The organism is Echinicola rosea (assembly GCF_005281475.1).
In the GTDB taxonomy this organism is placed as follows: domain Bacteria; phylum Bacteroidota; class Bacteroidia; order Cytophagales; family Cyclobacteriaceae; genus Echinicola; species Echinicola rosea.
Genome location: NZ_CP040106.1, coordinates 2713284 through 2737567 on the forward strand (window position 1 = coordinate 2713284; position 24284 = coordinate 2737567).

The 24284-nt window shown below is 44.9% G+C and carries 15 protein-coding genes and 1 tRNA gene; 13 read left to right on the forward strand and 3 right to left on the reverse strand.

From position 1 onward, the window contains the following. Positions 1-6: 6 nt before the first annotated feature. Positions 7-1467, reverse strand: coding sequence for a S41 family peptidase (locus tag FDP09_RS10935; protein WP_137402706.1), 1461 nt, complete (start codon positions 1465-1467; stop codon positions 7-9). 499 nt (positions 1468-1966) lie between these two features. On the opposite strand from FDP09_RS10935, the gene FDP09_RS10940 reads away from it, so the two are divergent. Next, entirely contained in the window at positions 1967-3115 is a 1149-nt protein-coding gene (locus FDP09_RS10940) for a glycosyltransferase family 4 protein (RefSeq protein WP_137402707.1), read from the forward strand. Positions 3116-3483: 368 nt separating this feature from the next. Here FDP09_RS10940 and FDP09_RS10945 read toward each other — a convergent pair whose 3' ends face one another. Next, positions 3484-4266 (reverse strand): DUF3050 domain-containing protein, encoded by a 783-nt coding sequence (locus FDP09_RS10945; RefSeq protein ID WP_137402708.1) that lies wholly within the window; start codon positions 4264-4266, stop codon positions 3484-3486. Between the two features lie 124 nt (positions 4267-4390). Next, positions 4391-5587 (reverse strand): DNA polymerase IV, encoded by a 1197-nt coding sequence (dinB, locus tag FDP09_RS10950; protein ID WP_137402709.1) that lies wholly within the window; start codon positions 5585-5587, stop codon positions 4391-4393. A 218-nt stretch (positions 5588-5805) separates the two neighbouring features. On the opposite strand from dinB, the gene FDP09_RS10955 reads away from it, so the two are divergent. The 12 genes from FDP09_RS10955 to FDP09_RS11010 all read left to right on the forward strand — a co-directional run bounded on the left by FDP09_RS10955 (position 5806) and on the right by FDP09_RS11010 (position 24076). Then, positions 5806-6267: a GNAT family N-acetyltransferase gene (locus FDP09_RS10955; protein ID WP_137402710.1), complete on the forward strand. Its 462-nt coding sequence runs from the start codon at positions 5806-5808 to the stop codon at positions 6265-6267. Continuing rightward, on the forward strand, positions 6267-6719 hold the full coding sequence (locus tag FDP09_RS10960) for a GNAT family N-acetyltransferase (RefSeq protein WP_137402711.1): 453 nt from the start codon (positions 6267-6269) through the stop codon (positions 6717-6719). Before FDP09_RS10955 ends, FDP09_RS10960 begins: the two co-directional genes overlap by 1 nt. A gap of 115 nt (positions 6720-6834) precedes the next feature. After that, positions 6835-6917 (forward strand) — tRNA-Leu (locus FDP09_RS10965). A gap of 558 nt (positions 6918-7475) precedes the next feature. Beyond that, entirely contained in the window at positions 7476-9869 is a 2394-nt protein-coding gene (locus FDP09_RS10970; RefSeq protein ID WP_137402712.1) for a glycoside hydrolase family 3 N-terminal domain-containing protein, read from the forward strand. An 8-nt stretch (positions 9870-9877) separates the two neighbouring features. Then, a complete protein-coding gene (locus FDP09_RS10975; RefSeq protein ID WP_137402713.1) occupies positions 9878-10501 on the forward strand; it encodes an RNA polymerase sigma factor in 624 nt (207 codons plus the stop codon). A gap of 218 nt (positions 10502-10719) precedes the next feature. Further along, positions 10720-11766, forward strand: a complete 1047-nt coding sequence (locus tag FDP09_RS10980; RefSeq protein WP_137402714.1) for a FecR family protein — start codon at positions 10720-10722, stop codon at positions 11764-11766. A gap of 157 nt (positions 11767-11923) precedes the next feature. Further along, the gene (locus FDP09_RS10985; protein ID WP_137402715.1) at positions 11924-15262 is read left to right on the forward strand and encodes a TonB-dependent receptor; all 3339 of its coding nucleotides are present in this window, start codon (positions 11924-11926) and stop codon (positions 15260-15262) included. A gap of 13 nt (positions 15263-15275) precedes the next feature. Beyond that, positions 15276-16847, forward strand: a complete 1572-nt coding sequence (locus FDP09_RS10990; protein WP_137402716.1) for a RagB/SusD family nutrient uptake outer membrane protein — start codon at positions 15276-15278, stop codon at positions 16845-16847. Positions 16848-16912: 65 nt separating this feature from the next. Continuing rightward, entirely contained in the window at positions 16913-19201 is a 2289-nt protein-coding gene (locus FDP09_RS10995; protein WP_137402717.1) for a family 20 glycosylhydrolase, read from the forward strand. Positions 19202-19207: 6 nt separating this feature from the next. After that, positions 19208-21067: a beta-galactosidase gene (locus FDP09_RS11000; RefSeq protein ID WP_137402718.1), complete on the forward strand. Its 1860-nt coding sequence runs from the start codon at positions 19208-19210 to the stop codon at positions 21065-21067. 101 nt (positions 21068-21168) lie between these two features. After that, entirely contained in the window at positions 21169-23406 is a 2238-nt protein-coding gene (locus tag FDP09_RS11005; protein ID WP_187328841.1) for a GH92 family glycosyl hydrolase, read from the forward strand. Positions 23407-23809: 403 nt separating this feature from the next. Further along, positions 23810-24076, forward strand: a complete 267-nt coding sequence (locus FDP09_RS11010; protein WP_137402719.1) for a hypothetical protein — start codon at positions 23810-23812, stop codon at positions 24074-24076. The last annotated feature ends 208 nt before the right edge of the window (positions 24077-24284 follow it).

Consider the following 24284-nt stretch of genomic DNA (forward strand, 5'->3'; position numbering starts at 1 on the left):
ATGGTCTTATTTGAATTCTGGTGTCGATTCGATCATCCGCCCAAATCTGACATGGTTCTTGATACTGCTTTGTACAGATGTCATGTTTATGGGAGCCTTTCTGGATCTTTCTGCCGCAGGCGTTCCGGTAATCTGAGCAATAGCAGCACTCAACATCACTTCATTGGTATCTCCTATCGGAAGAAGGATGCCGTTGTTGGAAAACTCATCAGATTCGATATCGGGATCAAAACCATTGGTGTAATCAGAATTGTCGTTTTTATTGAAACTCTGGGAAATAATGGGTAATAAGCCATAATCGTTTTCCTCATTTTCGGTGTCTTGGATTGTGATCGAGCCTACGTTTTTGCCGTAGGTAGTTTCTCCAATTAAAATCACCTCCATATAAGGGCTAAGGCCATTGATGATTAGCTCACTGGATGAGGCGGTGTTATTTGAGGTGAGGATGTACACCTTGCCAGAACCAAGCTGGTCACCGATATTCTGTGTTTTGTTGACGAATCTGATGTTGAAATATTCCGGTCCATATTCTTGCTGGAAATAGGCTTGGACGAGATCGTTGTATTTAGTGTAATAAAACAGGTCTCCTTCGGATATTCCTTGGCCGACAAGGCTGGCCAAGTGGACCGCACTAGAGGTGTACCCGCCTCCATTGTAACGCAAATCAAGAATGAGCTCCTGCACCCCTTTGCTTTTAAAATCAGCAAAAATATCTTCTAACTGTTGATCATAAACCCCGTATCGGATGTTATCGGACTCCAATTCTTCACCAGGAGCAAAAAAGTTATAGACAAGATAACCGATCTTTGTGTTGTCGATGGTATAAACACTGTCGAGGAAAATCGGGTTTTCTACTAATTCTGTAGTGGACAATGATACAGGATCCTCCGCGAGCATTTCAAATTGGCCGCTGTCTTCATTTAGTCTTCTTATATCTAGCGTATGGGGCTCTCCTCTACTTTGAAGTAAAGAGGTGTAATTGCTGAGCGTCATTTGCACACCATTTATTTCATAGAATCGATCGTTCCTTTTCAGGCCAGCTTGGTCAGCGGGTCCCCCTTGTTTTACGTAAGTGATGATACCGAAGACATCGTTGGAGTTACTGGCTTGAAATAGTTGGATTTCATATCCTGCTTCCTTTTGAACGCCCTCCAACAGGTTTACCAGTTCCTCATAGTTACCATAAATGACAGAAAACCGGTCTTGGTTGACTAACAATGCATCAAAATAATTTTCAGGTGCAGCATCAACGGATATCGGGTCATTCATCGTGTCGGTCCAAAGGTAAACCTCATCCATAACGGCTTGTATCCATTCGTTAATGGCGATATTTGGATTTTCGATGTCATCTTCATCATCATCGATTGGCTTGGGATTAGGCTCCATTTCGCGATCAGAACAGGAAATGGTGAAACTTGCGATTAACACTAGCGCAATTAGCCAATTATAGGTAGTAGATATTTTCATAAGCATTTAAATTAAAGCTGCTTTCAGGCAGTGGGAGCGAAATTTAAGTATATGCTCAATATAAGGCTAAAAAATAAATGATGATACTGTAGGACGTAAAAAAAGGCAGGTAATAGCGCTTTAATTGGTATAAAATAACAAGAGGTCATTGTGAAATTATAGTAGATAAAATATATGTGGCTGTAGATCAGTTGTGTAAAAGTCATTATGTAATATGAATAAATACCCTTTTTGGGGTATTGTTTTGGCTGAAAAGAGGTGTTAACTTTGTAGCGATTAGAAAGAATAACTATTGCTCACTTCTAAAATTCAAGTTGTTATCGACTGAAATCTACTATTGTGGCATTTTTGTGTAAAAGTTCTACATGCTTTCACATAATGTGATGGTAAAAAATGTTGTTTTGGTTGATTGGGGGTTTTAAATAAGTGGCACTAAAGTTGGAAAAATAAATATCACCCACGAAAAGAACATAATCTTTAACAGTCCAAGTGCTTTTATATGTTTCAATTCTCGACCATACTTATCGCTTTTTTTATAGGATTGATAGTCACACCTGTCATTATCAAAATCATCAAAAGGACAAATATTCTAGACATTCCTGGAGGCAGGAAAATCCATAAGGAAGCCATTCCTTCCATGGGGGGGATTGGGATTGTGGCTGCTTTATTGATGGCTTTGGTCATTACCATGGATTGGCAGCAATGGATGGAGGTTCGCTATTTGATGATGGGGGTTGGGGTGATGTTTTTAATTGGCCTGAGGGATGATTTGGTAGAGTTGACAGCCATGCAAAAACTATTGGGACAGCTTTTGGCAATCAGTTTGGTCGTGGTAATAGGTGATATCAGAGTGAGCAGTTTCTATGGGTTTCTGGGGATTGAGGAATTGCCCGTTTGGATCAGTTATTCACTGACGATATTTACGATAATAGGACTTACCAACGCTTTTAATTTGGTGGATGGCCTGGATGGTCTTGCAGGAACATTGAGCTTGATTTCCTTTTTGTTTTTGGGCGGTTGGTTTCTTGCTGCGGGGTTCCCTACGTATGGAATGATCGCGTTGGCGAGTGCTGGAGGTGTTTTGGCATTTATGGTGTATAATTGGCATCCTGCCAAAATATTCATGGGCGATACAGGATCACTGACGCTTGGTTTTGTGATGGCAGTGCTCAGTGTGTTTTTTGTGGAGGCGAATGGCCAGATCCTTTCATCATCACATTTTATGCGCTTTGAAGCGCCTATTACTGCGGGATTGGCCTTGGTGCTGGTATCGTGTTTTGATACCTTAAGGGTGATGGTCAAACGTGTGAGAAGGGGAAAACCACCCATGGGTGCAGATAAGTCCCATGTGCATCATTTTTTATTACGTTCTGGATTTCGCCATGATCAGGTGGCCATGATCTTGGGAGGGATTAAACTCACTTTTTTGTGCTTGATTATCTCTACGTCCCATTTTTCTGATAACGTGTTGCTGCCATTGGTCTTAGGGACGGTTGTTGGCCTTTGTCTGACCTTGGATGCAGTGACCCTGCGAAAAGTAAAGAAGATTGCACGGCAATCTCCTGGCGTATTGTCGTTGGATGTATCCGAGGAAATGGATTATGAAAATCTAGAAAAGAGGCCGGAACTTAAAGAGGAACCCGCCTGAGTTATCATAAATTAATGTTCTACTTGATTTTTTGGCCGGCAGATATTGGCCTGTTGAAAAGTGTCCTTCACGGCGGCAGCAGAAAACTGATCGGTTCAATAATTCCATCTTTAAGGTAGTGTGAGTTAAAACCTTAAATTTACGTGGTGCCGCCGCCCAACTGTAAGAACAACTGTGCAATTGGGCATCTGTGTTCATCCTTAATTACTTCTCTAGTTTCACATTTGAAATGTGAATTGTTGAGAAAGACATTCGTAATGTCTCCTTGCAGCGAAGCCCCCAGAAATATGGCTCAGAAGAAGCAAAAATAAGGGGAGTAGTGTAGTGGTTCTCTTTAAATGGGGAAGAATTGAATAATTGAGTGGTGGTTATGCTTGTGGTTGTTTGGCCTGAATAGCTTCAGTGATTGCATCCCAGAGTTTTATCCTAAATGAAAGGGCTTCTTTGGCAGTTTTTAGGGCTTCTTGCCATTTTTTTGCGTCGTCGTCACAGAGTTCGGCGATCATCTGCATGGACAGTGGGCCATGTTCATCCCCATCCAGTTCGATATGCCTGTTCAGGTAGTACAGGAGTTTGCTGTAGGAGCGGTTGTCGTTTTGTTCTGCTTCCTTGGTGATTTCGATAAACATATCAGGAATCAGGTCTTCCCTGCCAAAAGTAAACGCAGCAGCAATGATATGAGGCTTGCCTGTATCGATTACTTCAAAGGTGAAATTGACAAAATTCTTTACGGCGGTCTGCGTGCCGGTATTGTCAAGCGCCTCTTGTACTGTTTTTTGCTGGGATAAAAAGGAGGTGAAACGTTGGATATCTTGGGTGTTGGCGCCTGTTTGGTTCATGGCGTCCAAGTACATTTCGAAGTGGCTTTTTGTTTCTCCTCTTTCATTTATATCAGTTTCCTCTCCGAGTACTATTTCGTTGATGAACCTCGCAACGTGCGGATTAGGGGCGGGAAGCCAAGGTACTGCTACACAAGTGAGCTCCCGCTGTAAGGCTTTGAGCAGGGACATAAAATCCCATACGGCATAGACATGATGTTCCATGAAGGTGTTGATGTCTTCAAGGGAGCTTAACTGTCGGTAAAGTGGGTGCTGGGAAAGTTGTTGCTTTAGCGGAGCGATAGCAGTCTCTATACGTTTGATTTCGTGCATGGGTATTAAAATAACTTAAGCTTTTAGCATTGGACGATAGCCTTGGTGCAAAATTAACAAAAAGATGGTTTTGTCAGATATATATGCTAAAATACATGTCAATAGCTGCTTCGGGGAATAGGGACTATAGTCCAGCTCCATTGAATGGGTTGAAGCTACGCCGTCCCACTTTCATGCCGACAGCCCTGCAGACGGTTTTTTCTCCATATTTTACATTGATGCGGTCGAGTGCCTGGTAGAGCTTGATGCTGTCTTCCGTGTCATCAAAGAGATTGATCTGGTAGTGGCCATGTACCAAGGCACTAAACCTGACACCGATAAGGCGGATCAACATACGGCGATTGTATAGTTTCCTAAAGAGGTCCTTGACCACTGGTAGTAATGTGTGATCAGCAGCGGTGTAGGGGATGCGCTGTTGCATGGTGTGGGTATCGAAGTCGGAATAACGGATTTTGACACTTACGCAGCAAGTAAGTTGCTTGTGTTTGCGGAGCTTGGTGGCGAGCTGCTCGGTCATGGCTACTAGGGTAGCTTCCAGCATATGGACATCGATGGTGTCTTGGCTGAAGGTGTTTTCTGTGGAAATGGATTTGGCTTCCGAATGGGGGACGACAAGGCTTTTGTCGATTCCATTGGCTTTGTTCCAAAGTAATCGGCCATTTTTTCCAAACGCACTTTCTAGAAGTTCCTGAGGCAAGGTCTGCAGTGTTTGGATCCTTTTTACCCCCATGCCATAGAGGCTGTGAGCGGTTTTTTCACCGATCATAGGGATCTTCCTTACCGAAAGCGGGGCTAAAAATGGCTTTTCCAATCCGTGAGGTATTTGTCTTTCGTTGTTGGGTTTGGCTTCTCCTGTGGCTACTTTGGATACGGTTTTGTTTTCGGAAAGCCCAAGGGAAATAGGAAGCCCGGATTCTTTGATGATCTTTTGGCGTAGTTCGTGGGCCATTTTAAAACAACCAAAAAACCGGTCCATTCCTGAATAATCAATATAAAATTCATCGATGGAGGATTTTTCAAACAAAGGAACGCTTTCGCGGATAATCTCTGTGATCTCGTGGGATTTTTGGCTGTACCGTTCACTGTCTCCCCTGATGATCAACGCTTCTGGGCACAGTTGTCTTGCGGTGCGCATGGGCATGGCAGAGTGGATGCCGAATACCCGTGCTTCATAGCTACAAGAAGCAACCACTCCCCGGTCTCCCGTGCCACCGATGAGGATAGGTCTTCCTTTCAGCCTGTCATCATAGAGACGCTCGACAGACACAAAGAAAGAATCCAGGTCCATGTGTACAATGCTACGCTGATTTGTAGAGGTCATATTGTTTGTTTAATAAACAAAAATAAGTTTATTGTTTAAACTTTTCAAGTGAAAAATGAGGTCGTGATTGGATAGTGAGACAATTACCGTCTAGAAGAATGATGCCAGAGCAGATGTGTCGTGTTCTTTGGGAGAGAGATCTTTTTCGGAAATGCAACTAATCAAATGTTTTGGGTGTTGGTGAGGTATAATTCATCCATTATTTTTAGATTTCGTTTATGGAAGCTATACGTATCATTCCTTTTCAGCCATCCTTACAGCCCTACTTTGAATCGATCAATAAGGCTTGGATAAGTGAACATTTTACGATTGAGCCGATTGACAAGGAGGTGTTGGAGCGTCCTCAGGAGAATTTGTTGGATAAAGGCGGGGCCGTGATTTTTGCGGTGATGGAAGAGGAAATTGTAGGGACGGTAGCTTTAAAAAAACATGCAGAAGGGATATATGAAATGACCAAGATGGGAGTAGTGCCTGCATCCCAGGGCAAGAAGGTCGGATGGGCATTGGCGCTGGCGATCCTAGAGGTGGCCAAGGGAATGGGAGGCCATAAGGTGGTTCTTTACAGTAGCAGAAAACTTACTCCTGCGATCAATATGTACCGCAAGATGGGATTTCAAGAAGTGGTGCCGGAAGCCGGTAAATATGCCCGGTGCGATATTAAAATGGAAATAGACCTTTGATGAAACATCAGGAAAAACCAGAAATTGTGATTCGGGGAGGCTCCATAGCAGAAGTCCTTTCCTTGAGCCTGGCCATACCGGAGTTTGAGCAGCCCCATGGAGATACTGCATATGCGGAGCGCCTAAAGAGCAATCCCCATTTGATACTAGTAGCTGAATACGGTGGGAAATTGGTAGGGTTTAAGGTGGGGTATGCCACGGATGACAAGACATTCTATTCTTGGATGGGAGGTGTACTGCCGGCTTTTAGGCGTAATGGAATAGCGGGGATTTTGGCAGAAGTACAGACCGATTGGGCTAAGAAATCCGGGTATGAAAAGCTGGTCTTCAAAACCCGCAACATCCATAGTGATATGATCAGGTTTGGGTTAAAGCGTGGTTTTATGATCACCGAACTGATCAAGCGTACCAAGCCAGAAGATCACAGGATTATTATGGAGAAGAAAATTTAAATAGAATCCCGCTGATAATCAGTATTAGACATAAGCTAAAGGCTTTTTGAAGAATAAATCTTGTGAGATCACTTGGAGCAAAAAGGATATATTTCTACTTTTGCAAACCTATCCTGCGCACGTGGTGAAACTGGTAGACACGCCATCTTGAGGGGGTGGTGCCCTATGGGCGTGGAGGTTCGAATCCTCTCGTGCGCACAAAACGGTCTTTCGGTATTTACGGAAGACCGTTTGTGTTTTAAGAGGCCCGTGAGCTTGGGTTTAGGGATTAAGATCACGGATCAAGCGAAAAAGATGGGGCTGATAGGACACTGATAACGCAGATGATTAAGATTTGCGCTGAATTTTTTCCTTAAACTGGAATTTTATTATCCGTTTTTTTGTCAGTAGGTTTTATTTCTCACGGAATACACAGAACACCCAGAATCAAATAGAGAATTCAGATTTCTCTTCTATTAGCAATAGAAGTGTGGCCTCCATTTAAAAAAAAAATAGCGCATGCCTTTGGAATCTATGTCATTAGCGTTTTGTAGAAAAACGATTTAGAAATTAGTGCGGTTGCCCTATTGTTGGGATTGCCTCTTTTGATTGCTTTTGAATTAATGTACATCCTTCCGTTTGGTTTTCTTTTTGGGTGTATTTCATAAGTTGTGTTAATATTTTTAATTTTAAGGTTTTACTTTTTTAAAAAAATAGTTAAATAGTGCTCTCGTTATTATGCTCGCTTCTCTGCGAGTGATTAAATCACCATTACTTATGTTTAGATCCTTGGGCATATCGTCATTTATAAAGTCCCCACTCTTGTTGGTTTTATGGTTGGGTGCAGCCTGTAATGTTTTTGGGCAGGAAAGCGTATTATACAAGCAGGCAAATGTCCCAACGGCACAGCGCGTGGAGGACTTGCTGTCTAGGATGACACTGGAGGAAAAAGTAGGTCAGCTTTCTACCTTACTCGGGTGGAAGATGTACCAAAAGGACGGAGAAGAGGTGACGGTCAGCAAGGCATTTGAGGAAGCAGTACAGGAGCGGCACATTGGGATGTTGTGGGCTACTTTACGAGCGGATCCATGGACCCAAAAGACCCTGACGAACGGATTAAATCCCAGACAGGCTGCAGTAGCGACTAATGCCATGCAGAAATATGTCCTTGAAAATACCCGTTTGGGCATTCCCATGATGATGGCCGAAGAGTGTCCCCATGGGCACATGGCCATAGGGACGACTGTTTTTCCCACTTCTATTGGGCAAGCAGCTACCTGGAACCCTGCTTTGATCGAGGAGATGGCTGCGACTATTGCACTGGAGGCAAGGTTACAAGGTGGACATATAGGTTACGGGCCGGTACTGGACCTTGCGCGAGAGCCGAGATGGTCGAGGGTAGAGGAAACTTATGGCGAAGATCCTTACCTCAACAGTCAAATGGGCATTGCCATGGTGAAAGGTTTTCAAGGAGAAAGTATTGCCTCTGGAGAAAATGTGATTTCTACCTTAAAGCACTTTACTGCCTATGGCGTGCCAGAAGGAGGGCATAACGGTACCAGTGTGAGCATTGGTCAGCGGGAATTGCATGAGAGTTACCTGCCGCCTTTCAAGTCAGCAGTGAAAGCAGGGGCACTTTCCGTCATGACCGCCTATAACTCCATCGATGGTATTCCCTGTACTTCCAATGGTTATTTATTGAACACTGTGCTGCGGGATGATTGGGGATTTGACGGTTTTGTGGTCTCAGACCTGGGAAGTATCAGTGGGCTTAAGGGCAGCCACCATGTCGCGGCCACCTCAGAGGATGCAGCCAAACTGGCGATCGATGCTGGCGTGGACTCGGATTTGGGCGGCTATGGTTTTGATACATATCTATTAGAAGCGATAAAATCAGGAAAAGTTTCCCAAGCAGTGCTTGACCAAGCGGTGAGAAGAGTGCTGAAGGTTAAATTTGAGATGGGGTTGTTTGAAAATCCTTATGTGGACCCCCAGAAGGCAGCAAGGGAAGTTCGCTCCAGTAGCCATGTGGCATTGGCCAGAAAAGTGGCCAGAGAGGGCGTTGTGCTCTTGAAAAATGAGAAAAATGTGTTGCCATTGGGCAAAGACCTGAAAAGCATAGCGGTGATCGGTCCCAATGCAGATAATACTTACAACCAATTGGGCGATTATACGGCTCCACAGCCTGATGAAAATGTGGTGACGGTGCTTGAAGGCATTCAGAATAAAGTAGGAAATACGGCCAAAGTCGAATATATAAAAGGCTGTGCCATTCGAGATACTACCCAGAGCCAAATTACAGCAGCAGCCTCACTGGCTGCTCGGTCAGAAGTGGCGGTAGTGGTGTTAGGAGGATCCAGTGCACGGGATTTTGATACGGAATACGAAGAAACTGCCGCGGCGAAAGTCAGTGAGGTAGGGGAGGGTGAAGTGATCAGCGACATGGAAAGTGGGGAAGGCTTTGACCGCATGACGCTGGACTTGCTGGGTGACCAGCTCAAACTAGTGAAGGCAGTGCAGCAAACGGGAACCCCTGTGGTCGTGGTGCTGATCAAAGGGCGTCCGTTAAATTTAAATTGGATCGATGAAAATGTGCCAGCCATTGTAGATGCCTGGTATCCTGGCCAAGAGGGAGGAAATGCCATTGCAGACGTGTTGTTTGGGGATTACAATCCCTCAGGAAGATTGACCATTTCTGTTCCTCGGTCAGTCGGGCAATTGCCAGTATTTTATAATTATAGAAATCCCCAAAGGCATGATTATGTAGAGGGAAGTGCAGCGCCACTTTATGCGTTTGGGCATGGGTTAAGCTATGCTGATTTTGCCTATTCGAACCTGGAAATCGCTGCATCAGGAAATGCCCAATCGCCTGCGGTAAAGGTACAGTTTGAGGTGAAAAATATCAGCAATGTCGATGGCGAAGAAGTGGTCCAGTTATACCTGAAGGACATGGTCAGCAGTACGGTGAGGCCTCTCATGACGCTTAGACGGTTTGAAAAGGTAATGATCCCTGCAGGGGAATCCAGAAAGGTCTCATTTTTACTAGGTGCAGAAGATTTGCGTGTTTTAGGGCAGGATATGGATTGGTTGATAGAGACAGGGGACTTTCAGGTATTGGTCGGGCGCTCGTCCAGGGATATCAGGCTTGAAGGAAAGTTTGGGATGGAATAATTTATCTTATGAAGGGAAAAGGTAAATTTGATTGTTGGTCAGACCGCGAGCTATGGGAATCCATAGCATCGGGAGATCAGTTTGCCTTTTCTTATCTGTATGAAAAATCTGCCGACGCTCTCTTTGGCTATGGCCATAAGTTTAGCAATGATCGTCGTTTAATTGAAGATGTAATACAGGACGTCTTCGTTATTTTATGGGAAAAGCGGCAACGGCTGACCATACACCATTCCCTAAAGTTTTACATTTTTAGGATTTTTAGGAGAGAAATAATACAAAGGCTTCAGGGAAATAAAACCCTTCGCCAAGGGCTTGATAATTTTATGGAGGAATCTTCATGGGAGGCGTCCATTCAGGAAGTATTGATCCAGCGACAGATGACCATTGATTCGGACAGGCATGTACGCGAGTCCCTCAAAGTCCTCACCAAACGCCAGCGAGAAGCCATTTACCTAAAATACATCGAAGGGCTTAGTTACGATGAGATTTCCGCTTTAATGGATGTCAAGGTTCCTTATCTATATAATGTGGTCCTTAAAGGATTGAAATCACTCAAAGAGTATTTTGTAACCCATGGCATTGCACATATTTCGAGATTTGTGCCGTTATTGTTTTTTTGGAAGGGAGCTTGAAGTTCAAGAGATTATTAAGAGAAGAAGTATTTTTTATGAGATGATGTGTTTTTTTTTCAAGTTGGTGTCATTCAATAGTTTAGATGGTGTAAATCCTGACGACTCCTTGGAAGGATAACCTTTTGGCTAAGATAGGTTAAAAAAACATGAAGTTTTTTTTACGAAAACAGTGAGATGTCAATTTATGTCCCCTCTCTTTAAGTAAAAGAGAAAAACTATTGAGCAAAGAATATCAAGATATCACTGATTTTTTAGAGGATCATACTTTTCGTGATTGGGTGTTGCATAAAGATAGTCTTCACCGTCAAGAGTGGGAAGCTTTCTTGGCGCATCATCCTGATAAGAAAGTGGAAGTTGATTTGGCCAAGGCAGTGCTACTGGAACTTACAGAGGACCGGATAAGCTGGGAAGGAAAAGCCAAGGCAGATACCAAAAAAGCTATTTTACAAAGAATAAAGGGGAAGGCATCCCAAGAGAGGGACATCACGCCACCACCTAGGCGTGGTTTCTTTGGCTGGGCAAAGGTAGCAGTGGTGGCCATCTTAATGCTAGGGGCAGCGGCGGTGGCATGGGAGATCAAGCAGACCGATACCCCGCAAGAAGTTGTCCAGTCCCCATCATGGATCGTCCGGACCAACCACGCTGGCCAAAAGTCCATTGTACACCTTCCCGATGGTAGCAAAGTGGTTTTGAATGCATCCAGTACCATTCGATACCGAGATGATTTTGGGAAGGTTAATAGAGACTTGAGTTTGCAGGGGGAGGCTTTTTTTGATGTAAAGCGGGATGTGGCCAAGCCATTTAGTGTGATGACAGGGAAGGTGACTACCACTGCGCTGGGGACATCATTTAATGTTTCGGCATTTGATCAAGCTCATCCTTCTATCAAACTGGCTACAGGAATCGTGGAAATTCGGAGAGAAAATCCTGAAAAGGAAGAGAAATTAAAGCTTGTGCCCGGGGAAGAGGCGTTTATGGATCCGGATAATAGTTTGGCAAAAAGGCAATTTGACGTTTCTAGTGCCTTCCTTTGGAAAGACGGCGTGTTGTTTTTTGACAGGACTCCCTTTGGGGAAGTGGTCAAAACGCTTGAGCGCTGGTATGCAGTGGAAATCACTGTGCGACACCATCCTGAAAATAAAACGCCTCTGGTTTCGGGAAGGTTTGACAATGATCATCTCGATAATGTACTTACCAGTATAGGATATAGTTTACGGTTCTCACATGAGATAGACCAGAAAAAAGTAACAATAGATTTTCAATAAACTATAAAAACATGCCAATGAAATAGAATTGATTTTAAAAAAAAAGCCAATGAAAAAGTACTCCATTGGCTTAGTGGGATGAATAGTGTTTTGGCCGACGACTACTCATCCTCAATGTTTTAAGCAAACCATTTAAGTACCTAAAACAACTCAATTTATGAAAAATATATTACATGGTCTTATGATGATCGGAAAATACTATTTGTATGGATTTGCCTTGCAGCTGTTGTTGCTGAACATGCTGCATGCGATGCCAACAAAAGCCCAAGGGTCATTGGACATGCAGAAGGTTTTTGTCAGCCTTCATGTGGACGATGAGCCCGTGACCAAGGTGTTTCATAACTTAGAAAAGCAGTCAGACTTTGTGTTTGTCTATGATGACCAGTTAGAAACAGCTGTAGGGAATGTAAGCCTTAAAGTAAACAATGCATCATTTGAAGAGGCTCTTTTTCAATTGGCTGCTGAAAATGGGCTTTCTTTTAAACAGGTAAACAACCGCATTAGCGTCAAGAAAAATTCTACAGGCCAGCCAGAGGCGGTGGAAGTAGTGCGGGAGGACAAAGTGACAGGAACCGTGCTGGATGATACAGGCTACCCTCTTCCAGGTGCCACTGTGTTGGTAAAAGGGACCACCAATGGCACGGTGACCAATTTGGACGGTGAATTTGAAATCAATGTGAACCAAGGCGATGTCATTGTCTTTTCTTTTGTTGGTTTTGCCAGCCAAGAAATTACTTACTCTGGTCAAAGTAAAATCGAGGTTACGATGGCTGCTGACGAAACCGCCCTTGAAGAGGTGGTCGTAGTAGGTTATGGAACCCAGAAAAAGGTGAATCTTACCGGTGCTGTGTCCGCAGTGGATAGCGAAGAGGTGTCCAGAAAGCCTGTAGGTCAAGTGTCATCAGCATTGCAAGGGGTAGCTCCAGGACTTACGGTCACCCAGAGAAGTGGTCAGCCCGGTGCTGATCAGGGAACCATTCGTATTCGTGGTATAGGTACATTGAGTAGTAATGATCCCCTGGTACTGGTAGATGGAGTCCAGTACGATATCAATGATGTGGACGCCAATGATATAGAATCGATCTCAGTGCTGAAAGATGCTGCTGCGGCTTCCATTTATGGCGTAAGGGCTGCCAATGGTGTGGTGCTGATCACGACCAAGAGAGGAAAAGACGGCAAGCCAAAGGTAAACTATAACAATTATTTCGGGGTACAAGAGCCTACAAGGATGACGGAGTTTGTGGGAGCGCAGGATTTTATGCGCTTGGCCAACACCATGTACACCAATTCAGGAGCGGGTGCGATTTATGGGGATGACCAGATTGCGGCATATAATGACCCCAATAGGGATCCATTGGCTTACCCTGACAATTATTGGTTGGACAAGGTATTGACAGGATCAGGATTTCAGCAAAGCCATAGCTTGGCCATTTCCGGTGGTAGCGAAAACGTAAACTATCGGTTTTCTACCAATTATTTTGATCAACAAGGCTTGATTGAAAACATGGATTTTGACCGGTTGACGGTTCGTTTGAATACCGATATCAAGGTGTCCGAAAAAGTAAACTTTAATGCAGATATTGCTGCCAATATCTCCAACCGAGAAGAACCGCAAGGTGTTTCTGGGTCCTCTTGGTATCAGTTTGGCCAAGCGGCTATTATCAACCCTATTACCCCGGATCGATATACCAATGGTGAATGGGCGGTCATCCGAGGTGGCCAAAATCCCATTAGACTTCAAGAAGAAGGGGGGATTTATGGATATAAGGAAAACCTGTTTACAGGGAATTTCCAGGCAGATTATGAAATCATCGAAGGGCTGAAACTGACAGGAAAGGCTTCCATTAATTATCGTTCGGATTATACCAGCCTTCACGACAAAGGCCTGGATTATTTTCCCCCAGAAGGATCCACCGTGACCATCGGTCGCAATGAAATCACCAAGCAATCTACCGATTATTGGTTCAGGAATTTCCAGGGATTGGTGAATTATACCAAAACCTTTGGGAAGGACCATAGCCTTCACGTACTGGGTGGTATCTCCAGTTTGACCCAAACCAATGATATCCTGAGTGGCTATCGCGTAAACCTGGCCACGGGCGAGCTGGAGCAAATCGATGCAGGTGCTGAGAGCGGTCAGGAAACATCAGGTACGGCGGATGAATATGCTTTGCTATCATTCTTCGGTAGGGTGAATTATGCTTTTAAGGACAAATACCTCTTGGAGGCAAATATCCGTCGTGACGGTTCCAGCAGTTTTGCCGATGGACAGAAGTGGGGAGTATTTCCTTCATTCTCTGTTGGATGGCGCATTTCCCAAGAGTCCTTTATGCAAGACATTGACTTTATTGATGACCTGAAACTTAGAGGGTCTTGGGGGGTCTTGGGGAATGACAATATCGGAAGCAATTACCCTTACCAGACCAGTTATAACCTGAACAGTTATCCGTTTGGAGCCGACCGTCAGCTTTACCCAACGGCAGGACTCTCCCGGTATCCAAATGATGTGTTGAGCTGGGAGACCACCAAGATGGCAGATGTAGGCTTTGATCTTTCCATCTTGGAAGGAAAGTTTGATTTTACTTTTGATTACTATGTAAAAAATACGGAAGATATCCTTTATACCCTGCCCATTCCGGGAACTGTCGGTCTTCCAGCGCCTTCACAAAACGTGGGCAGCATGAGAAATAAAGGTTGGGAATTTACGGCCAACTACCATGGTAGGGCCGGTGATGATTTTACCTTTGATATCGGTGCCAATATCGCAGACGTGAAGAATGAGCTTACCTATTTTGGTGATGCAGATTACCTCACCACCGACAATAATGATATCACCACTGCTTACCGGGTTGGATATCCTCTAGGGGCATTCTATGGTTATATTGCTGATGGGATCTTCCAGTCTGCCGATGAAGTGGCCAGTCATCCCTCCCAGCCTGGTTCTCCGGCAGCTGGAGACTTAAAATACCGCGATGTAAATGGTGATGGTGTGGTCAATGCAGATGATAGGGTGTATTTGGGTAGTGATATTCCTAGATATACTTATGGTCTGAACCTTAGCGCTAATTATAAGCGATTTAGCTTGACGGCATTCTTCCAAGGGGTGGCCAAAGTGGATATCAATACCTTGGTCATGATGCGTGCACCGACCAGTACAGACGGTAACTTCCGTCCGGATCATTTGGATAGCTGGACTCCGGAAAATCCAAGTGCTTCCTTCCCTCGCCTTACTACTTCCGAAAGGAATTACCAATCTTCCAGCTATTGGGTAGAGAGTGGGGCATATGTCCGACTGAAAACATTACAGCTCAACTATAACCTGCCTACAAGTTTCTTGGATGCAGCAAAGATTTCCAGGGCACGTGTTTTTGTGACCGGACAAAACCTGTTTACCCTATCCGGTCTGGCTGGAGACATTGATCCGGAAGCTCCGAATGATAACAGGTATTATCCACAAGTAAAAACATATACAGTTGGTTTAAGTGTAGAATTTTAAGCAGTAGAAACTTATGAAAATATACATAACAGCATTATTTGCCACGTTACTACTGGCTACTTCATGTAGTGACTTCTTGGATAGACAGCCATTGGACGAAGTGTCCAGTGGGAATTATTGGGCTACCTCCGATGATGGGGTGAAGGCAGTAAACAACTGCTATCGGTACTTGGGGGACAGCTGGTACAGGATTTTCCTTTCCGCAGCAACTGATGACAGCTACTCTTGGAGCAATTGGCCAGCAGATGTACAGTTTGTGGGCAATGGCAGTGCCACCAGCAGCCAGAGTTATTTCAGCCACTTTTGGACGCAGCATTACAATACCATCGCTGCAGCCAATAATGTTTTGGACAATATCGATGAGATTCCATCCATGGATGAAGGACTTCGTGAGCGGCTAAAGGCAGAAGCTAAAGTGATCAGGGCTTATGCGTATCAACAGTTGGTGGGGTATTTTGGTGATGTGCCGTTGGTGACTTATATCCAGCCCATTGAGGAGTTTGAGGTGGCCCGTACACCGAAGGAAGAAGTTGTGGATTTTATCGTTCAGGAACTGGAGGCTGCTGGTGAGGTGTTGCCGGAAAGTTACTCCGGTGAAGATGTTGGTAGGGTGACCAAAGGGGCAGCATTGGCGTTGGAAGCTAGAACCTTGCTATACGCAGAGCGCTGGGAAGAAGCAGCACAAGTGGCTGCCGAAGTGATGGCGTTAAACTATGCGATTGATGGTGATTACCTCAGCCTTTTTGACGGTACCAACACCAATAGTCCTGAAATTATCTTGGCTGCCCAGTACATCAAGAATACCTATCCGACCGCCAGTGCTACTTGGTTGGGAGCACCTTCCCTGGGGGGATGGGGACAAGTGGTGCCCCTGAACAGTTTGGTGGAGACCTACGAATGTACCGATGGGCTGCCTATCGGTGAATCGCCACTTTATGATTCCGAAAACCCATTCGAAAACCGTGATCCTCGTTTGGGAATGACGATCATCCTGCCGGGTACAGAAGTCAATGGCATCACCATCGATGTCACGCAGACCGGTTCTATCGACCAGTTAGGACAAAACAATGCTTCTTATTCGGGCTACTATTACAAAAAGGGTGTGCCCGCGGATATCGAAGGAAACTGGGACGGCAATTCCCATAATGATGAGGTGCTGATCCGCTATGCGGAGGTTTTGATGATCTATGCGGAAGCGAAAACCCAAATGGGGGAAATCGATCAGTCAGTTTATGATGCCATCAATGCAATCAGAAGTCGTCCTGGAGTAGGAATGCCGGACGTAACATCAGCCACTGCTCCTTCTCAAGACGCATTAATGGAGGTGATCATGAGAGAGCGAAGGGTGGAGTTTGCCTTAGAGGAGCACCGGTTATTTGATATCAGAAGGTGGGAAATAGCAGAGGACGTCATGCCTGGAACAGCCTTGGGCATCTTCAATGATTTTGATGAAAGCAGAGGCGACTTTGGTGAGCATGTAAGGGTGGAAGAGCGGCAATTTGATCCTCAAAGGGATTATTTGTGGGCCATCCCGGTGAATGAAATAGAAATTAACCCCAATTTAGAGCAAAATCCAAACTGGTAATTGGTGAAAAGGGTTTGTTGCTGTAAATTGCAATAAACCCTTTTTATTATAGTATTTACATTAAGATGATAAAAAAAATCAATTTACTATGGGGGCTGTTACTGCTTTGTTTCGGTTCTTTTGCGCAGAATTCAGGCTCTCTTAATGAAAAATTTCCAATAATTCCATTTCCTGCCGAATTGGAAGCAGGGCAAGGGGAATTTGAACTGAGCGCTTCCACTGCGATAATTGTAAAAGCAGGCAAACTCGATTTATCCAATGAGGTGGCCTTTCTCAAAGAACTTTTAGGAGCCCAACAGCTGGAAAGGAGTTCCGGTCAGGAGGGATCAATTGTCTTGGCTTACGCTGAAGAGATCAACCATAAGGAAGGGTATAAGCTGGAAATTACACCAGCAGAGATAAAGATAGCAGCCAGCTCCAATGCAGGCTTTTTTATGGGCATTCAGACCTTGGGCCAGCTTTTTCCTGTACAGTTGCAGGGTGCTTTACCAGGGAAAATATCCCTTTCGGCAGTCAGGATAGAAGATGCTCCAAAGTACAAATGGCGGGGAATGCACATCGATGTGGCCCGGCATTTCTTTAGCAAAGCATACATCAAAAAATTTATCGACAGGATTGCTCGCTATCATTTTAATAAGCTGCACATGCACTTGACGGATGATCAGGGCTGGAGACTAGAGATCAAGCAGCTGCCAAAGCTCACAGACGTGGGTGCTTGGCGGACATTTAACAATCAGGATTCCATTTGCTGGGAACGTGCCAAATCCAATCCGGACATGAAAATTGATCCATGGCATATCAAGGAAGTGGATGGGAAGGAAGTGTATGGCGGTTTTTATACACAAGAAGACATGAAGGAGATCATCAGCTATGCGGCAGCACGGCATATTGAGGTGATCCCGGAGATTGACATGCCAGGCCATATGAGCGCTGCGGTGAGGGCTTATCCTTATCTCACCGGGGATCAGAAGACCGATTGGGGGGAATTGTTCAGTAGTCCACTGAACCCGTGTCAGGAAAGCACCTATACTTTTGCAGAAACGGTGCTGGATGAGGTGATGGCTTTATTCCCGAGTAAATATGTCCATATCGGGGCAGATGAGGTGGACCGGAAATTTTGGGAGACTGCGGCCTGCGATCAATGGATGGAGAATAATGACATAACGGATGTCGATGAGCTTCAAAGCTTCTTCGTCAATCATATGGAAGCTTATGTAAAGGCTAAAGGCAAGCAGCTAATTGTTTGGGATGATGCCCTGGCCGGAGGGATCAGTTCGACTGCCCATGTGATGTATTGGAGGAGTTGGGTGAAAGATGCGCCTTTCAAAGCGGTGGAAAATGGCAATGAAATCATTATGAGCCCTGTAGGAGGAGGCCTCTATTTTGACTATGCGCCAGACAAAAGTTCTCTTCGGAAAGTTTATACGGTGGACATTGTTCCGGAAGGATTTACAGCTGCCCATGCAGAACAGGTGATTGGTGGCCAGGCCAATATTTGGACAGAATATATTCCGTCAGAAGCCCGTGCCGATTATATGTACATGCCAAGAATGACCGCCTTGGCAGAGCGTGTATGGTCTGACCCAAACGATTTTGAAGGCTATTCCAAGCGTTTAAATGCCCATTATGCATGGATGCAGCAGCAAAACATCAATTACCGTTTGCCTGATTTGGGCGGTATTGCCGATAAGAACATGTTTGTTGGAAAAGGAAAACTGGATGTTTCTTCGCCAGTGGATTTCTTGACCATCCGATATACTACAGATGGCTCGGCTCCTGACCAACATGATCCAGTGCTGGATGCTCCGCTAAAGGTAAAGCAGGATACGGATTTTAAGATTGCGGCTTTTGGTCCGTCAGGAAATCGAGGAGATGTATATGAGGTGCCTTTCCGGAAAACCTCTTATTTAAATGATGTCAAGGTGAAACGTCCTCAGCAAGGCGTAAGGGTGTCCTTCCATATGGGGACTTTTGAACAAACAGCCCTGATGGATGACCATACACCTGATGCTGTACGGGATGTGGATACGCTGGGAATTCCCAAGGATCTTGGCAAAGGTTCATTTGGAATGGAGTTTAAAGGTTATATCCGTGTTCCCAAGAAAGGGATTTATGACTTTATCCTAACCAGTGATGATGGCAGCAAACTGTATATCGGAGACCGGGAAGTGATAGACAATGATGGCTTTCATTCCACTAAAGAAGTCAGCGGTCAGGTCGCGTTGAAGGCGGGATACCATCCTTTTGAACTGGACTTTATCGAAGCTGGAGGGGGCTACACCCTTAAGCTTGAGTACATCAATGAAGCAGGAATCAGAAAATCCGTTCCTGAATCCTGGTTGGTAATAGAATAATAGAAAATGAAAAATACAATTATAAAGGTCTTGTGGGCGATGTCCTTACTGGTGTCATTTTACCAGTTGGGATATGCCCAAAAATCCACTTTTGAAATATCAGATGGTTCTTTCCATTATAATGGGGAGGCTGTCCCCATATATTCAGGGGAGATGCATTATGCACGTATTCCGAAGGCGTATTGGGGCCACCGGTTAAAGATGATGAAAGCAATGGGGCTGAACACCGTCGCCACTTACGTGTTTTGGAATTATCATAATCCGTCACCTGGTGTGTGGGATTTTAGTTCTGGGAATAAAGATTTACGCGAATTTATTAAGACCGCAGGTGAAGAGGGAATGTTTGTAATTCTGAGGCCTGGGCCTTATGCTTGTGCCGAATGGGAGTTTGGAGGCTATCCATGGTGGTTGCAGAATGAGCCTTCACTCGAAGTAAGGGCCAATAACCAGCCTTTTCTGGATTCTGCAGACGTTTATATCCAGCGTTTGGCCAATGAGGTGAAGGACCTGCAGGTTACCCAGGGCGGCCCCATTGTGATGGTGCAAGTAGAAAATGAATTTGGTTCCTATGTTTCCCAACGGACAGATATTTCCAACGAAGCACATCGGGCTTACTATGATGCTATTCACCAATCCTTAATGGACGCTGGGTTTGAAGTACCATTTTTCACTTCTGACGGTACTTGGCTTTTTGAGGGAGGGGCGATTCCCGGGGTGTTGCCCACTGCCAATGGGGAGGGGAATATTACAAATCTTAAAAAGGCGATTGATCAATACCATGATGGTGAAGGACCTTATATGGTGGCCGAATTTTACCCTGGATGGTTGGATCATTGGGGAGAGGAGTTTGTGCGAATCGGGAAGGACCAAATTGTGGCGCAAACCCAGAAATACTTGGAAAATGATGTAAACTTTAACTTCTATATGGTGCATGGGGGAACTAATTTTGGTTTTACTTCGGGTGCCAATTATGATGATCGTCACGACATCCAACCCGATATTACCAGTTATGATTATGATGCTCCCATTAGCGAAGCGGGGTGGGCAACAGAGAAGTACCGCGGGATTCGTGAACTAATGAAGCAATATGTGCCCTATGAAGTACCTGAAATACCAGCCCAGATTCCACTGATCACCGTGGACGGTGGTATCGAACTGGCTCACTCATTGTCTTTGTTTGATCTTAAAGAACACCGGGAACCGGTAATTTCGGATGAGCCGATGACCTTCGAAGCGCTCGGGCAAGGTCACGGATATGTGTTGTACAGTAAGCGGTTTAACCAACCCATAAATGGAAAATTGAAAATCCCTGGTTTGCGCGATTACGCTACAGTTTATGTGAACGGGGAATTTGTGGGAACCCTAAACCGCAATTCCAATATTTATGAGTTGGATGTCAATATTCCGTTCAACGGACGTTTGGAATTGCTAGTGGAGAATATGGGACGGATAAATTATGGTGCCAAAATAACCGAGAATGAAAAGGGAATAGTATCGGCGGTTACTATCAATGACTATGAGATCACCGGAAATTGGGAGCATTTTAAGTTCCCGCTGGACAAGATGTCTGCAGAAAGTTCTGGGAGCGCTACAAAAGGTGAACCAACACTTTATTTTGGGAAATTCACCTTGAATGAAGTTGGAGATACCTTTCTGGATATGAAAGCATGGGGAAAGGGGATTGTCTTTGTGAATGGTCATCATTTGGGTCGCTATTGGTCCATAGGGCCGCAGCAGACCTTGTACCTTCCAGGCGCTTGGCTAAAAGCGGGAGAAAACGAAATTTGCGTTTTCGAACAGCTTAACCAAAGTGTTCCTAGCAGTATTTTGACCACCAAAGTACCTGTTCTGGAAGAACTTAAGTAAGTAGTGAGCGTCCTGATGTACAGATTCTTTTGGTTAAAAATAGATAGGTCAAATTATACATGGTAAATACATCCACCGTGATGAATTAATTGGTGAAAAATATGGGAAAGTTGAATTGGATAGTATCGACAATACTCCTGGGATTGGTGGTGTCGAGCTGTAAGGAGCATTCAAAAGGTGATGAAGCCACTGCACCCTCTCCCGAGGCTAATCTGGTGCAATATGTAAATCCTTATATCGGTTCTGGAGGCCATGGTCACGTTTTTGTCGGGGCCAATGTCCCTTTTGGCGGTGTGCAATTAGGTCCGGTGAACCTGACAGAAGGTTGGGATTGGTGTTCTGGGTATCACTATTCGGATTCGACCATCATTGGTTTTGCCCATACCCACCTGAGCGGGACGGGAATTGGTGATTTGGGAGATGTGCTGGTGATGCCCTTGGTTGGGGAAGTGAATGTCGCCAAAGGAAAGCCCGAAAAACCAGATACAGGCTATTTTTCGTATTTTGACCATGAAAATGAAGTCGTTGAGGCGGGATACTATGCGGTGCAACTGGATCGCTATGATGTATATGCAGAGCTCACCGCGACCGAGCGGGCAGGTTTTCACCAATATACTTTTCCGGAAAGTGGCCAATCCAAGCTGCTTTTTAACCTAAAGCAAGGGATTGGTTGGGATGTTTCCACGGAAACTCACATCGAACTGATCAATGACACGACGATTACGGGCTATCGTTTTTCCCAAGGCTGGGCAAAGGATCAAAAATTATATTTTGCGGCCAAATTGTCCAAGCCAGTGACTTCATTTGAAGTATTTGATGAAAATGTTTCCAGAGAAGGCACTAGCCTTACGGGCAAACAGGTGAAAGCCTTGCTTGGCTTCGCTACGGCAACAGGAGAGAAGGTGCAGTTAAAAGTCGGGATCTCTCCAGTTAGTGTAGATAATGCGTTGGAAAATTTACAGGAAGAAATTCCTCACTGGGATTTTGAAGGAGCCGTGGCTTCGGCCCGGGAAAAATGGAACCAAGAGCTGAACAAGATCCAAGTGGAAATGAATGACGAGGAAGAGCTTATAAAGTTTTACACTGCGCTTTACCATACGATGATCGCCCCATCAGTTTTCAATGATGTCAATGGTGATTATGCCGGAACAGATGGCAAGGTGAGGAACGATACCACATTTACGAACCTAACTACCTTTTCCCTTTGGGATATCTATCGAGGTTGTAGTCCACTTTACAGTATATTCCAGCAGGACAGGATGGAAGATATGGTAACCTCCATGCTGAAAATATATGAGCAGCAGGGCAAGCTGCCGGTTTGGCATTTGGTGGGCAATGAAACCAATACCATGCCTGGTTACAGTGCCGTTCCCATCGTGGTGGATGCTTACCTAAAAGGAATTCCGATGGATAGTGCACTGGCCTATGAAGCGGTGAAAGCGTCTGCCATGCGCGATGATCTTGGACTGGACAAGGTAAAGGAACTCGGTTATATTCCAGCAGACGGGGAGGTGGAAAGTGTCTCCAAAGGCTTGGAATATGCCTTGTCGGATTGGTGCATAGCACAAATGGCAAAGGATTTGGGCAATAAGGAAGACGTTGAATATTTCTCCAAACGTGGAGAGAATTACAAGAACTATTTCGATCCTAAAGTGGGCTTTATGCGGGGCAGGCTGTCTGCAAATGAGTGGAGGAAACCCTTCAGTCCGTTTACCTCTGTCCATATGAAGGGGGACTTTACAGAAGGAAATGCTTGGCAATACACTTGGTTGGTACCACAGGATGTGGAAGGATTGGTGAAGCTTTTGGGCGGTAGAGAAGCATTTACGGATAAATTGGACTCACTCTTTTTCGTGGAGGGAGACATGGGGGAGGAAGCTTCAAATGATATCACTGGGCTAATTGGGCAGTATGCTCAAGGAAACGAGCCAAGCCATCATGTTACCTATTTGTACGGCTATGTGGACCAATCGTATAAGACAGCTGAGAAGGTGCGGTACATCCTCAAGCATCTCTATGCCAACGATCCAGACGGACTGAGCGGAAATGAAGATGTCGGCCAAATGTCCGCTTGGTTGGTATTGTCTTCTTTAGGTTTTTACCCCGTGGAGCCTGCAGGAGGGAAGTATGTATGGGGGAGTCCTACAGTGGATAAAGCCACCATAAGAATGGACAATGGGAAGACCTTGCACGTTAAGGTGAATAATAATAGCCCTGAGAATATTTATATCCAGAAGGTCACTTTTAATGGAAAACCATACAGTAAGCAATTTTTAATGCACGAGGATATCCTGATAGGTGGTGAATTGGTGGTGGAAATGGGCAGTGAAAGGAAGTAACCAAATGAAGGGAAAAGGGGAGATCCCAAGATCGATTACCTATGCCCCGATGGCTGTTGGACAAATCTTCGCTGTAAAATTTATTGGTAGTCATGGTTGGGATGAGAATATCGAAGTAGGTTTAGTGGTTTATTAAACCCGCTTTTTAATTTCTTAACGCCCAATACCTGCAAGGCGGATTCAGTTAATAACCTGAGCTCGACTTATTTTTTGTATTAAAATCGTCATTGCGAACCCTTTTAAGGAGGATGTGGGTCGGAAAAGGGTGTGGCAACTCGCCGCGGCGAGCTGCCACGGCTTCCACCCCTCATATCTCGCTCTAAGCCTCGCAGTGACGATTTTATAATCGAACTGAGGTTAATAAGTCCCAAAAAGGTATCGCTTCCTTATTACGGCCCTTGGTATGCCTGTTTTCCAGCCGATGGTGGAGGCCGTTAAGAAAGTGAGTTGGCTCGCGTCGTGGAACAGCGAGACCCACTCGCTTTTAGGCCGTAGCCATCGGCTGGAAATTAAAATGGGTGACGGATCCACGTCGCAGGGGAAATCCATGTTCCATTTTAAAAGGCATACCACCGGCCTAGATTTTTTTCTTTCTTTTTTCATCAATGGAAAAAAGGAAAAGGATAAAATCCACCAAAATGGCCAAAGCCATACAGTTAAAGTCAAATAGAAAAGAAACTCCTAGCAGGTGAAAACAGGGAAATAGCCTTAACTAAACGGCATTGATTCGGGGTTTAATTTAACCTCAACCAAATCAACTGATCATTCTTTCAGCGCATCCCGCCATTCGGTAAGATAGGCTACTGCGGTTTCCAATGTACAAATCGGGGCAAAGTGCCAGCGGCACGATAAATATAGTAACCTGCGGATTCATCCGC